The sequence below is a fragment of the Flavobacterium humidisoli genome (genome assembly GCF_023272795.1).
GTDB classification, from domain to species: Bacteria; Bacteroidota; Bacteroidia; order Flavobacteriales; family Flavobacteriaceae; genus Flavobacterium; species Flavobacterium humidisoli.
Window position 1 is genome coordinate 2,625,498 of the sequence record NZ_CP096829.1, and the last position, 15,626, is coordinate 2,641,123.

The window sequence follows — 15,626 nt, forward strand, 5'->3', positions numbered from 1 at the left end:
GAAGTTAATCTGGAATGGGATTATCCCACAGAATCAGAAGGGTTTATTCAGGGCTGCGAAATTAATTTAGCAGATAATGATAGAGGGCTTTATAAAGTGGCTTCTAAAATTATTCCGCCATCGGCAAGAAAATTCAATTTTATGGAAAATTTATATCCATCAAACTATTTTACAATTTCGGTTGTTGGAAAAAACAGCCATAGGCTAACCTCTCAAAGTATGCTCGTGCAGACTGTCGATTCCATACCCCCCCCCTTGTCAAACCAATTGGGCAGGAAGAAGCAGTTGATGGTCTTGGAGCGGTTAGGCTGAAATGGAAACCCAATTTGGAAAAAGATTTGCGCGGTTTTCGAATATTAAGTGCAAACACCCAAGGTGGGGAGATTGTAGATATTTGCCATCGATCTTATGTCGCACAGAGTTATAAAGACAGTGTGAGTGTAAAAATGGCCAACAGTAAAGTCTATTAAAGAGTTGCAGTCTGTAGATTAGGGTAAAACATATTACAGCAAGAAATTGAAAAATTTTTATATTGAGATAGAATGTAAAATGATTTTAAGAAATATCATTTTCAATAAATTAAACAGGATGTTGCCGTTGTGTCTTTTTTACAGCTGATATTATTATTTTATGTGCTGAATCAATATTATTGCCATCAAAAAAAATCTATATTAATTATTGCAATATTAAAATTTAATTATTTGTCTGATTGTTTTTCCTAGAACATATAAAAATAATTGAAATTAATAAATAAAAAAATAAGGATCTTGAAAATAATAACTGTACTCACTAGTTTTATTCTTGTAGGATTATATTCTTGCACTGAAAAAAACAAATCTGCTTCTTTTAGTGCTGCTGAGGCCAAAAACATTAAAGAAACGGAAAATAAAATAAAGATAACTAATAGTAAATCTCTTTTAGACCCTTCCCAAATTGCAGACGTAAAATATTCTCTAGAGCAGTTGGATAATACAAAAGGACTATCGAACAGCTCTGTGAATTGCATTTTCCAAGATTCTGAAAATTTAGTGTGGATTGGTACTTGGGACGGCCTAAACCGATATAATGCTAATGATTTTAAAATTTTTAGGCCCGAACCAAATAATGAATTCAGTTTAAGCAATCAGGTGATTCTTAAAATTGATGAAGATGACAAGGGACGGATCTGGATATTGACCATTCATGGCATTAATCAATACGATAAAAAAAATGATAAATTTAAGCGTTATTATTTTTCCAGAGAGAATAATCCGCCATTATCAGAATCTGAATTTAATATGGCACTTGATGCCTCGAAAAAAGTATTTTGTGCTGTAAAAAACTGGGGAATCGGCTATTTCGATGGAATTTCTTTTAAGTTAATAAAGACTAAAAACCTTTCGACAAAAGCTGTAAAAAAAATGGAGTTTTTGCCTACTGGCGAATTATTAGTACTGTTTGAAGATGGTAAATTGTATGCGCTGACCATACAAAAAGGAAAACAAAATGAGAAAACAGTTTCAAAAGCGGTACTCATTTCCAATAATATAAGCGCTTGCGGATATACTGCAAGCCAAAAAGTTTTTATAATTCCTAAAATCGGAAATGCTTTTCTGTATTCATTAAACAATAATGAAATCAATTTAGTAATCGATAAAAAATTTGCCTCTGTGATTTCACATGTTTCTGGGGGGCTTTTGGTTTCAGGCAAATCCGGCTATTTTATAATAGATGAATTTGGAAATTGCATTTCTAAACCTTGGTTGAAACATCTCAACAATCAAAAAATAACAGCATTAATTCAGGGAACCGAAAACGTAATTTGGAGTGGTACGGATGGTGATGGATTGTTTAAAACATATCCGATAAAAAAGACTTTTAATTTAATTTCGAAAACCCAGATTCCAGATTTGGGAGGCGGAATTGTCAGGAGTTTTTTAGAGGTAGAAAATAATTCCTTTTTTATTGGAACAAAAGGGAAAGGCTTATTTCGTTTTCCGTCTAATTTTTATCTCAATGAGGGCAGACCTTTGCTGTATGAGAATTTTAATGAAAGCAACAGCATCATCAATAATGCCGTATTTGCATTGCACAAAGGGCGGGATAATCTCGTTTTTATAGGTACGGATGGAGATGGAATTGCAGTTTTTGATCTGAAAAAATCAAAACTGATAAATTGGTTTTCTATTGAAGGAAATCAAAAATGCGATTATTTTAAATCTGTATATGCTATTTTTCAGGATAATAGCGGTTTTATCTGGCTGGGAACAAATGGCTTCGGAATGATTCGCTGTAAAATTGAACGTAGTGGCGAAAAGCTAAGAATAACAGAATTCAAAAAGTATTTAGCCAATAGTAAAGGCGGAAAATCTCTAAGCAGCAATATCATATTTTCGATTATTCCTCAAAACGAACAGCAGTTATGGATAGGAACAAGATTAGGCGGACTGAATCTTTTTGACAAAAAAACAGAACAGTTTCAGATTTACAAAAACGCAATTAATGATTCTGAAAGTCTGTCGAACAATGATATTTTGTGCCTGCAGATGGATCAAAATAAAAAACTCTGGATAGGAACAAGTTTTGGTTTAAATATGCTGCAGGATTTAAAAAGCGACGGAAAAGCTATTTTTAAAAGTTATACCACAAAAGACGGACTTCCCAATAATACGATTCATGGAATTGTTTTAGATAAAAAATCAAATTTATGGATCAGCACTAATTTTGGGATATCAAATTTTAATGCCAGCGCTTCGAAGTTTATCAATTATACAAAAAACGAAGGTCTTCAGAATAATGAATTTGCAGATGGCGCCTTTTATCATAACAGTAAAACTGATTTGATATTTATGGGAGGAATAAAAGGATTCAATTATTTTCTGCCGCAAAAAATTGTTGAATCTTCAATTGTCCCCGATATTCTTATTGATAAAATTAGCGGGCACAATCAAGAGGTTCCTTATTATCAGGGATTGGTTATTAAACCGGGTTCATCTGATTATCCTTCGATTACACTAAAGCACAATCAAAATTTCTTCGATATAGAATTGGCTGCTTTGACGTATATCAACAGCGAAAAATGCCAATATGCTTATCAGCTGCAGAATTTTGATAAGGAATGGAATGTGATTGGCAGCAGGCGTGTAATTTCTTTTACAAACGTTCCAAAAGGGAATTATTCATTAAGGATAAAATGGTCGAATAGCGATGGGGTTTGGAGCAAACCGGTCCATGCGATTGATATTAATATTCGCCCCGCTTTCTGGCAGTCCAACAGTGCGATGGCTGTTTATTTGGTTTTATTTATACTGTTGGCCATGCTGGTTTTAAGTTATTATAAGAAACGGCAATCGCTCAGCCAGAATATATTTTTTAGAAAAAGAGAAGAAGAACTGCATGAGAACAGGCTGACTTTTTTTACCAATGTAGCGCATGAATTTCAGACACCTTTGACTTTAATTGTTGGACCTGCACAAAAATTAGCAGAAACAGCAAATCTGGATGCCAAAAATCAGAAGTTTATAAATATGATTCAGCGCAACTCGTCACGATTATTGTTTTTAACGCAGCAATTACTCGAATTCAGAAAAGCAGAATATGATTATCTGGAGGTAAGCGCAAGAGAATTTGACTTGGTTAATCTCGTGGAGCAAATAGCAGAATTATTTGATGAATGGGCTTTTGACAGGAATATTGAATACAATCTCGAGGTTCCATCTGCATTATATGGATGGTTTGATAAAGATAAAACCGAAAAAATCGTATTTAATCTCATGTCGAATGCGTTTAAATATACGCCCTTAAACGGAAGAATTGATCTTAAATTCGGCATGGAAGAAAAAGATGCTTCTGCATTAAATATCACGATTGCCAATACAGGAAAGGGAATTCCGAAAGAAAAATTAAATTCAATATTTGACCGGTTTTTTCTATCCAATTCAGATCAGGTTTTAGACAATGATATGTTTAGGACGGGAATCGGTTTGGCTTATATTAAAAAATTAGTCACAGTTTTAAGAGGCAAAATAGAGGTTTCCAGCATTGCAGATCAGGAAACTATTTTTACTGTTTTATTGCCGTGCAGCAAAGAATCATTCAGCGATAAAGAACTGGATCAGGAAAAAAGTTCGACTTTAATATCACAGCATCTTAAAAATATCCTTGAAGAAATTCCCGATAAATCAGACGAACTTCCCTGCAAGATTTCATCGCTTGATGTGCTCGAAGATTATCGCAAAAAAGTCTTAATTGTCGAAGATGAAAAAGAAATTCACGAGTTCCTGCATGATTTATTGGGAGAAAAATATAAAATCATTGTAGCTTATAATGGTGTCGAAGCGTTGGAAATTTTAGAGAATGAAATTCCTGACCTTATAATAAGCGACGTTATGATGCCTTTGATGGATGGAGTCGAACTTTGCAAGAAAATAAAAACCGACATAAAAACCTGCCGCATTCCGTTTATTATGCTAACCGCAAAAGATTCTGTAATACATAGAATTGAAGGATTGGAGAGCGGTGCAAATTCTTATATTCCAAAACCATTTTATCCCGATCATCTGTTAGTGAGAATTCAAAAACTGATAGAAGAAAAAGAGCTTATTCTAAAACATTTTTCTCAGGATACTTTGATCGAAAATCTAGCGACGCTGCCAATAAACAACGACGAAAAAGGCTTTATAAAAAAAGTAGTAGAACTCATACGCGATAATATTGACAATGAAAATCTTCAAAGTTTATTTATCGAAAAGGAATTAGGAATCAGTAATTCGCAGCTGTACCGAAAAATTAAGCAGATTTTCAATTTTACGCCAAGTGATCTAATACGGACAATCCGTCTAAAACATGCTGCCGAATTACTGCGTAAAAATGTATTGACGGTTTCAGAGGTCTGTTATCAATCCGGTTTTAATAACCGTTCTTATTTTTATCGCGAGTTTAAAAAAGTCTACAACATCACACCTAAGAATTATCAGCTTAAGTACAAATCTAAAAAGTTGTTTTAACTGTGTAACTGCTTTTAAATAAATGAATTATTTATTGGTGTACACTTTTGACGGAATAGTGTACACCTTTTTTTATACCCTCAGATTACTTTTATAAGGATTTCTAACAATCGTTCAAAAAAAAACTATAAACTCATTTAAATTACCAATTTTTTATTAAGATGGAAAAAATAACCACGATTATTAATCAATTTAACACATTTCTATGATGAAAAAAAATATTTTTTATCATTTATTTCTATTAGGAATAATGTTGCCGGGAAGTGCCATATACGGACAAACTGTAAAAGGTGTGGTTTCAGATGATAAGGGGCCATTGCCGGGAGTAAATATTAATGTAAAAGGTTCAACGGTAAGCGCGGCAACAGATTTTGACGGAAATTATGCAATTAAGGCTAATGCAAATGCAGTTTTGGTTTTTACCTATATTGGATATGCAGCGAAAGAAATTTCTGTAAATGGCAAGATTGAAGTTAATGCAGTCTTAGCAGAGGATTCTCAAAAATTAAGCGAAGTAGTTGTAGTAGGTTACAGCAGCCAGAAAAAAGCTTCCATAAACGGAGCTGTTACTCAGGTTGACATGGCAGGCCTTTCTAAGACCAGGGTTGCAGATGTTGCTCAGGCTTTACAAGGACAGGTTGCGGGTGTTTTTGTTGCGGCAAATACCGGCGCTCCCGGAGATGGCATCAAACTTCGTATCCGTGGAGAGGGAACTCTTGGCAATAATGAAGCGCTGTATGTTGTTGATGGGGTTGCTACCCGCGATATTTCATTTTTGAACCAGTCTGATATTAAATCGATGACCGTATTGAAAGATGCTTCGGCAACAGCAATTTACGGATCAAGAGCGGCGGGCGGAGTTGTTATTATTACAACTAAAAGCGGTGTTAAAGGAATGGCAAGTTTTGATGCTGAGGTCTTCTCGGGAATTCACTATGCGGCAAATCTTCCTAAAATGCTAAATGCAAGCCAGTATATGGCTGTAAAAGATCAAGCCTGGCACAATACAGCAGGAAATGCTGCAAATGCAGAAAGCCCGTATGCTTTTGACAGAAGAACCAGAACAGATTTATCAGATACTGATTGGCAGAAAGAATTATTTACTGCCGGAATATCAAACAATTTCCAGGCTTCGGCAAGTGGTGCGACCGAAAATGTGCAGTATTTAATTTCTGGCGGTTATTATGGAATTGACGGAATTGTAATCCAAGATAATGACCAGTATAAAAGATACAATTTTAGAACTAACGTAAATGCAAATCTTACGGACAGGTTTAAAGCAGGGACAAATTTACAGATCAGTTTTACCAAACAGGATAAATTATCGTCAAGCGGCGATGCGCCGGGAATTATTCGTCATGCTTTATTGCGTGCGCCGGTAATTGGCGTTTACAAAGATGTGAACGATCCTATTTACAAAGCCAGTGATCCGTATACAGATCTGCCTTTTTATACAGGACCTAACGAGGGCTGGAGCAAAAATTATGAATATACATCGAATCCGCTTGCTATCGTTCATTTTACAAATGATGTGCGTGAAAGATTTCAAACTTTTGGAAATGTTTATGGAGAATATGCCTTTTTAGGGGATAAATCTTTAAAAATCAAAAGTAGTTTAGGAGTCGATATTGCCTTTTCTCACAACAAAAACTTCGCTGAAAATTTTGGTGATGATAATATTGCCGATACAAGTTATCAATATTTTGGTATGGGCAGACAAAATCGTCCGAACAGCCTGAACGAAAATAGAGGACAGGAAATGACCTTTACTTTTACGAATACCTTAAACTATGTAAAAATCTTTAAGGAAGTGCATAACGTAAACTTTTTATTAGGTATGGAAAGCATCACCAGTAAATCATCGGCTATTGGCGGCAGCAGAAATAACTATGAAAACAGTTCACCGGAATTTCAATATTTGGATTACGGAAACAGCACGCTTAATGTTTGGAATTCTGGAAATGCAAGCAGCTGGTCGTTACTTTCTTATTTTGCATCTGGAAATTACGGTTATGACAATAAATATTTTGCAGCAGCAACCATAAGAGCCGATGCTTCATCAAGATTTGGCCCTAACAATAAATGGGGATATTTCCCGTCGGTTGCTGCAGGATGGGTAGTTTCTAAAGAAAAATTCATGGAAAAAGCAGATTGGATTTCTAACTTAAAGTTAAGAGCCAGCTGGGGGCAATCAGGCAATCAGGAAATAAGCGATCACCAATGGTACAACTTATATATGCTGGGAAAAGATCCGCATCTTATCCGTATTGGAAACCCTGACGTAAAATGGGAAACTGCAGCACAAACAAACGTAGGGATAGATTTAGGTGTTTTGAAAAACAAACTAACATTTACAGTAGATTATTTCTCAAAGATAACAGATGATATTTTATTGAATGTGGTGCCTCCCGGAACAGTCGGAAATTTTTTGCCAACAAGTGTTAACTCTGCTTCAGTAAGCAATAAAGGATTTGAATTTGGATTAAGCCTTCAGAACAATGACCATGAATTCAAGTATGGCATCAACGCGAATCTAGCGACGTTAAAAAATAATGTCGAGAGACTGCAGCAAAATGTAAGCAGCATTACAGATGATGCAACGCACACTAAAACTGTAGTTGGGCAGCCGATAAGTTCTTATTTTGGATATCAGTTTGACGGAATTTACCAGAATGCAACCGAAGTTAGTTCTCATTTATTTACTGCCGCAAATGGTACGCAGCCGGGAGATATACGATTTAAAGATCTTAATAGCGATGGACAGATAAATGCAGAGGACAGAACTTTTATAGGAAGTTCGATTCCTAAAGTTACCTATGGTTTTAATTTTAATGCAGATTATAAAAACTTCGATTTCTCTTTCTTATTGCAGGGAGTAGAAGGTGTTGGCCGTTATAATGATTCAAAACAGATTTTAAATTATGACAGCCGTCCATTCAATTCAACGACAGATGTTCTAAAAAGCTGGACAGGAGAAGGATCAACAAACACAACACCTAGAGTGACTTTTAACGATAACGGAGGAAGCAGAGTTTCCAGCGTATTTGTAGAAGATGCATCGTATTTGAGATTAAAAAACATTGAAATTGGCTACACATTTTCAAAATCAATTCCGGGAGTAAATAGTTTAAGATTATATGCGTCAGGACAAAATTTATTCACTATCACAGATTATACTGGCTTAGATCCTGAATCGACATCACTTATTGACAGAGGAACTTATCCGCAGTCGACCGCTTTTATTTTTGGGGCTAAAGTGAAATTATAATTAATAATTTAAGTATTATATCATGAAAAAAATATTTATAACCTTGCTTACAGGCTCATTATGTTTGGTTAGCTGTCAAGACGGACTAGATGCCGAAGCAACAGGATTGTCTACCAAAGAAGGATTGGTTACAGCAGATGTAGTCGAAAATTCGATAAGTTCATCCTATCAATTACTTTCTAACAGATTGAATATTCTGGGCCAATGGAATTGGGCTGGAGGCTTGGTTTTTCAGAACGATTATATCATGCAGGACATTGCATCTGACGATATGGAAAAAAAGTGGATTTCCGACGGAGACCAGCCTTGGATAGATGAAATCAATAATTTTACTTTCACTTCAGCAAATGGAGGCCCGAATGGTTTATGGAAATACAATTATGAAGGAATTAAAAGATTGAATCTTGGAATTGAATTATTGACAAGGCCAAATATTGGAGCTGTTACCGGAATCTCAGCGGCAAGAAAAAATCAGCTATTGGGAGAAGCTTATTTTTTAAGATCGTTCTATTACTTTTCATTAGTAACCAATTTTGGTGATGTTCCTCTGATCGTAAAACCTGTTGAATCTCTGGAAGAAGCCTTTGCAGTATCTGTAAGAGCAGATAAAACAATTGTTTGGGATAAAATAAAAGCAGATCTAATACTTGCACAAGAACTGCTTCCGAATACTAAATATTCATCGGCTACAGAAAAATGGAGGGTTTCAAAAGGAGCAGTTATTGCCTTGCAGGCAAAAGCGGCTTTGTACACTCAAAGATGGTCAGAAGTGGGGCCACTCGTAGATCAGTTAGCAGCATTGGGTTATGGTTTAGACGCTAATTATTTTGATAATTTCAGCACTGCTAAAGAATATAACGATAGCGAAGTTATTTTTTCTTACGATCACCAATCTAATATAACTCTCAGAAGGGGAAACGGAATTTGCGCTCCTTTAGGATGGGGATTTTTTGCTCCAAGCGCCGATTTTTTAAATTCATTTGAGCCGAATGATCCTAGAAAATCATATACTGTTGATAGTGCAAATCAAAACATCAATAAAATGCTGGGCAGTCTGGACGGAACCAATAAAGGGAATGATGACGCACCCAACAACAAAGTTTACCTGCGTTATGCAGATGCTTTATTATGGAAAGCAGAAGCACTGAATGAGGGAGGAGATTATTCTGGAGCGATTGCAATTATCAATCAAATCAGATTAAGAGCAAGAACGACAATTAACGCATTAGGAGCCGTGCCTCCTGCGGGAACTTTACCAGACCGCCCGGCATCATCGGATAAAGCGCTTATAAAAACCTGGCTGATCTCTGAAAGAAGAGCCGAACTTGGTTTTGAAAATCAAAGAATGCTTGATTTAAAAAGATGGGGAATAGCAAAAGAAGTGATGACGGCTCACGGAAAAAACTTCCAGGATAAACACATGTTATATCCAATTCCACAATCAGAGATTGATGCATCGGCAGGAACTTTAACACAAAATGCGGGATATTAATATTCACGCATGTAAGGTTGATCCAAATCGTTTTTGATTTGGATTAACCTTCATTTAAACCAATAATAAGTATGAAAGACATTGCAAAACGTTTTGCAGATAATCCATTATTATCACCAATAGATATTCCTGCAAGCAGAGAAGGATTAGAAATTACCTGTCTATTGAATCCGGGAGTATTTCAATATCAAAATAAAACCTGGCTAATAGTCAGAGTGGCGGAAAGACCTGAGCAAAAAAACAATATAATTTCATTTCCGATATTAACTCCAACAGGCGCAATTAAAATTATCGAATTTTCAATAGATGATCCCGAATTAATTGCAGCAGATGCAAGGGTTGTCAATTATAAAGGAAGTGATTATTTAACAACATTGTCGCACTTACGCTTATTATGCAGTGAAGACGGACATAATTTTTATGAACCTGAACATTATCCATCACTTGCAGGAGAAGGAGTTCTGGAAGCGTTTGGAATAGAAGACTGCAGGGTTGCCCTAATCGAAGGAAAATATTATTTGACATTTACTTCAGTGTCAGATAATGGTGTTGGGGTTGGTTTGCGTACTACCACCGATTGGAAAAACTTCGAAAAACACGGTATGATATTGCCCGCACACAATAAAGATTGTGCCATTTTTGAAGAAAAAATAAACGGTTTGTTTTATGCATTGCATCGTCCAAGCAGTGTAGATATTGGGGGTAATTATATCTGGATTGCTTCGTCTCCAGATGGAATTCACTGGGGGAATCATCATTGTATTGTTAAAACAAGAAAAGGATTTTGGGACAGTAAAAGGGTAGGTGCCGGAGCTGCTCCAATAAAAACAGAAAAAGGATGGCTTGAAATTTATCACGGTGCCAACGAAAATCACCAATATTGTTTAGGTGCATTTCTGATGGATTTAGAAAATCCTTCGCAGGTAACTGCAAGAACAGAACAGCCAATTATGGTGCCGACGGCAGAGTACGAATTAAGCGGATTCTTCGGTAATGTAGTATTTACAAACGGTCATATTGTAGAACCAGACGGAGATACACTGACCATTTATTACGGTGCATCTGATGAATTTGTATGCGGTGCCCAATTTTCGATCAAAGAGATTCTTTTACTTTTAAAAAGCAACTAATGTTTAAAAAACTTATATCAGAAATTGACCATTTTAAAAGCCAGACACATAATTTCCGTATTTTAATTTTTACCAATCTGGTGTATGCTTTTGTATTGCCGGTAATCGATATTTTTGTGGCAGCCTATATTATGAGAAATTCTAATGATACCTCTAAGGTTGTCATTTATCAACTGGCAATTTATACCGGAATTCCGCTTACGTTTTTGCTGAATGGCTTCTTATTGAAACACATCAATATCCGCAAATTATATTCAATCGGAATGATGCTCAGCGGTGTTTCCATGATTATAATGATGTCCTTAAAAACACTTGATTTAATCGGAGTTGGCATCGCAGGAATCACGATGGGACTTTCTTTTGGGTTATACTGGTCGAATAGAGATTATCTTGCCCTGGCCATAACCAATGATAATAACAGAAATTATTATTATGGATTAGAAACCTTTATTTACACCATAATTGCTATTGTTATACCTGCTGCAATTGGCTGGTTTATACAATCTAAAGCAGGAGAAGATCAAAAACATGCCGCTTATTTGATTATAACGGGAATTGTTTTTCTAATCACTGTTTGGGCATCTATAGTCTGTTTTAGAGGAAACTTTGATAATCCGATACAAAAACAATATATCTTTTTTAAATTTCATCCGTTATGGCGCAGATTATTATTGTTGGCTTCCTTCAAAGGATTGGCGCAAGGATTTTTAGTTACAGCTCCGGCAATGCTCATTTTTAAAATTTTAGGAGAAGAAGGAGCATTAGGAAATGCGCAATCTATTGGCGCAATTTTGGCAGCGGCCATAATTTATTTCATCGGACGTTTTTCTAAACCTTCAGACAGAATCAAAACATTTTCGGCAGGACTTATTCTGTTTGCTTTAGGAGCCTGTCTAAACGGATTTTTGTTTGATAAAATAGGTGCAATCGTATTTCTATTGCTACTGCTTATTGCAAAACCGCTAATGGATCTGGCTTATTTTCCAATTCAGTTAAGAGTAATCGATATTGTATGCCGTATAGAAAAAAGAGGCGAATTTGCTTATATACTAAATCATGAAGCAGGACTATATGTGGGAAGACTTTTGGGAGCAGGAACTTTCCTGGCTTTATATTATGCCGTTTCAGAAGATTTTGCTTTAAGATACGCCATAGGGATTATTGCCTTATTGCAATTGTGTTCTGTTTTTATAAGCAAAAAAATTATCAGAGAAGGAGACAGGCTTTCTCTTGAAAAAACGACAGAAATAGATGCAAAAGCCTTAGAAGAAGCAGCTGTAAAAATTACTCTAAAATAAAAAATAACCGAATGAATACTCTTTTAAAAATTACTGTTTGCTGCTTATTGGTTTTAAATCTAAGTGCAAGTGCACAGGTAAAACAGCAATCGATTTCTCGTGTAGATCAAATGCCAAATTACCCAAAACCTTTTCAGATTATTGATTATAACAAACTGGCAAAAGATTTTGATAAGACCATATACGATTTTGATGCAAAAGGAAAATTTTGGCCAATGGTCTGGATCGATAAAAGTCAGAAAAACTTCCCGCAAGATATAGTCGGTTTATATACGGCAGTTGCTGATGTAAGACAAGGCACCAATAACAAAGGCATGTTTCATGAAGCGCTCTGTACAATGGGAGCGACCTTAGGAGCAAGTTTAGTAGGCATTGATAAAACAAACCAGCAGAACAGAAACTATGTTAGCATGCTGAAAAATTATTTTAATAAAGATACAGGCTGGGATATTATGATGAATAATACCTGTCCCGAAGTGGCTTTGCTAGGCGGCGGATACGGTCGTGACTGGTGGTATGACCTTTACCCTAATCTATTATTTTATGCTGTTTACGATCAGTATCCAAAAGAACCTGAATTTGATAAAATTGCAAAAACTATAGCCGAAAAATTCTTCAAAGCTGATTCGACCTTAAATGGAAATTATAATTATTCCTTTTTTGATTATGCAAAGATGAAACCCATGACCAACAATATTTGCGCACAGCCGGATGCAGCCGCAGGCCATGCTTGGGTTTTATATTCGGCATATAAAAAATTTGGAGATAAAAAATATTTAAAAGGAGCGGTCAGTGCAATGAACGCTCTTGAAGCGCAGCCAATAAATCCAACTTACGAATTATTGATGCCTTTTGGAGCCTATTTGGCAGCAAGATTAAACGCTGAAGAAGATAAAAAATACGATACAAATAAAATGCTCGCATGGAGTTTTGACGGAACAGCAATCTGCCGTGAAGGCTGGGGTGTTTTGGTTGGAAATTGGAACGGATTTGATATTTCGGGTACCGTAGGAAGTACTGTAGATCATGGCGGATATGGTTTTTTAATGAACACTTATGATGCTGCCTGGCCTTTAGTGCCGATGGTGCGCTACGATCAGTCGTATGCGCGAGCGATTGGAAAATGGATGCTGAACGCTGCAAATGCTTGCCGATTTTTTTATCCGCAATACATGCCGGACGAACACGAAACAATTCCTGAACTGGCCGAAGTTTCAAAAGGAGTTATTGGATATGAAGGTATCATAAAAAAATCAAATTTAGCAGGATACGATCACATACAAGCTCCGGTTGCACAAGGCGACGGGCCGCTTTGGGTGGCGGGAGAGAATCCTAAAGAATCTCAATTCAGCATTTACGGAAGCGGACATGCAGGGATTTTTGGCAGCATTATCAGAAAAACGAATGTTGAGGGTATCTTGCAGTTAAATTTATTGGCAACCGACCTTTTTAGAGATAAAGCGTATCCAACTTATTTATATTACAATCCATTTGATGGTGAAATAAGAGTTACAATAAAAACGGCTAAAAATAAAAAAGTTGATTTATACGATACCGTTTCAGGCAAATTTATTGCTCGAAATGTTTCGGCTTCATCCCAAATTAAAGTTTCGGGAGGCAATGCAGCAGTAATTGTTCTTGTTCCTGCAAAAGGAAAAATCACCTATCGGGATACTAAAATGCTCGTAAACGGAATTGTTGTTGATTATCATGCACAGCTTTAAAAATAAATCAGAAGATGAAATTTTCATTTAAAGTTATTTTGCTCATTTCGTTTTTTATTTTGAAAAGCAATTTTATAATGGCTCAAAACAAAGATCATAAATGGTGGAAAGAAACCGTTTTTTATCAAATCTATATGCCAAGTTATGCAGACAGCAATGGCGACGGATATGGTGATTTTAAAGGAATGAAAGCTAAACTAGATTATCTGCAAAATTTAGGGATAAACGGAATTTGGTTATCCCCATTTTTAACTTCTCCAAAAGTCGATAACGGTTATGATATTGCGAATTATTACGAAGTTGATCCCACTTATGGAAGTAGGGAAGATTTTGATCTTTTTTTGAAAGAAGCCCACAAACGCGGCATAAAAGTGATTATGGATATGGTTGTAAATCATTCCTCAACAGATTGTAAATGGTTTCAGGAATCCAGAAAGTCAAAAGATAATCTTTATCGCGATTATTACATCTGGAAAGACAAACCCAATAATTGGGAATCTTTTTTTGGAGGTTCGGCTTGGGAAAAAGATGCACTTACCGACCAATATTATTATCATAAGTTTGATAAAAGAATGGCTGACCTTAATTGGTCATATCCGCCGCTGGTTGCTGAAATTCAAGAGATACTTCGCTTTTGGCTTGATGCCGGAATAGACGGATTTAGACTTGATGTTATTAATTTTTTAAATACCGATGGAGTTACTGCTGACAATCCGTTGAAAGATGGGCAGCAGGAACATATAAAAGATATCGATCAGAACGGGGTGAAAAATGCCATTCGAATCATAAAAGCAACAGTAAACGAATATGAAAACCGCTTTATTGTAGGCGAAATTGGAAGTGATAAGATTGAAATTCTAAAGCAATATCAATCGGAAGATTTATTGGATGCGGTTTTCAATTTTAATTTCGGAAGTATTAAGAGCTTTTCTGCCAAACGCATTTTTGATGAAATGAAGAGTATGGAGAAAAATATGAGCAGTTATCCAACGTTGTTTTTTGGAAGTCATGATATGCCCCGTATGATGAACAGGCTTGCGAATGGCAATGCTGACAGAGCATTTGCACTGGCTGCTTTAACTTTGACTGGAAAGGGAATTCCGTTTGTTTATTACGGAGAAGAAATCGGAATGCAGAATATTACTGCCAATGCCATTCAGGAAATGGCAGATGTGCAAGGTAAAACGCATTATAAGCTGGCGCTGGAAAAAGGTAAAAAACCAAGAGAAGCACTTTTTGAAGCAAATGAGCGCAATCGCGATAAATCCAGAAGTCCAATGCAATGGAATGCAAAACAAAATACAGGGTTTTCTACCGAAAAAGCATGGGTTAAAATTAATCCTGATTATAAAAAAACAAATGTTGAAGCTCTGACAACTCAGAAGAAATCAATTTTGAACAAGTATAAAAAACTAATTGCATTACGAAACAAAGAGAAAATTCTGCAATACGGAAAATACGATAATCTTGAATTGAATGAAGATCAAATTTTATTTACAAGATCCTTTGAAGGAGGAAAGGTTAATGTGATAATTAACTTTGGAGGTAAAAAGAAATTAATCTTACCAGCCAATATCCAGATATTAATGGGAAGTAAAGATTTAAAATCGAATAGTTTGATCATTTATAAAAAACTTATAGAATGATTTAAAATGGATTTTCTAGTTTTGGCAAAGAACATTAACATGCCTCAATGTAAAGAATCTTTAGATTCATTTGGAATATCTAG

General features: G+C 35.8%; 7 protein-coding genes. All 7 read left to right on the plus strand.

Annotation, left to right across the window (positions count from 1 at the left end; genetic code table 11):
* Positions 1 to 767: 767 nt before the first annotated feature.
* Positions 768 to 4,985, plus strand: a complete 4,218-nt coding sequence (locus M0M44_RS11255) for a hybrid sensor histidine kinase/response regulator transcription factor (RefSeq protein ID WP_248729841.1) — start codon at positions 768 to 770, stop codon at positions 4,983 to 4,985.
* Positions 4,986 to 5,190: 205 nt separating this feature from the next.
* Positions 5,191 to 8,253: a SusC/RagA family TonB-linked outer membrane protein gene (locus tag M0M44_RS11260; protein WP_248729842.1), complete on the plus strand. Its 3,063-nt coding sequence runs from the start codon at positions 5,191 to 5,193 to the stop codon at positions 8,251 to 8,253.
* 22 nt (positions 8,254 to 8,275) lie between these two features.
* Positions 8,276 to 9,745, plus strand: a complete 1,470-nt coding sequence (locus tag M0M44_RS11265) for a RagB/SusD family nutrient uptake outer membrane protein (RefSeq protein WP_248729843.1) — start codon at positions 8,276 to 8,278, stop codon at positions 9,743 to 9,745.
* Positions 9,746 to 9,816: 71 nt separating this feature from the next.
* Positions 9,817 to 10,875 carry a glycoside hydrolase family 130 protein gene (locus tag M0M44_RS11270; RefSeq protein WP_248729844.1) on the plus strand — a complete coding sequence of 353 codons (1,059 nt, stop codon included), beginning with the start codon at positions 9,817 to 9,819 and terminating at the stop codon, positions 10,873 to 10,875.
* Positions 10,875 to 12,173, plus strand: coding sequence for an MFS transporter (locus M0M44_RS11275; protein WP_248729845.1), 1,299 nt, complete (start codon positions 10,875 to 10,877; stop codon positions 12,171 to 12,173). The genes M0M44_RS11270 and M0M44_RS11275 overlap by 1 nt, the downstream gene beginning before the upstream one ends.
* An 11-nt stretch (positions 12,174 to 12,184) precedes the next feature.
* Positions 12,185 to 13,897: a hypothetical protein gene (locus M0M44_RS11280; protein WP_248729846.1), complete on the plus strand. Its 1,713-nt coding sequence runs from the start codon at positions 12,185 to 12,187 to the stop codon at positions 13,895 to 13,897.
* 14 nt (positions 13,898 to 13,911) lie between these two features.
* Complete coding sequence (locus tag M0M44_RS11285) at positions 13,912 to 15,543, plus strand: alpha-glucosidase (RefSeq protein WP_248729847.1); 1,632 nt, start codon at positions 13,912 to 13,914, stop codon at positions 15,541 to 15,543.
* Positions 15,544 to 15,626 lie beyond the last annotated feature (83 nt).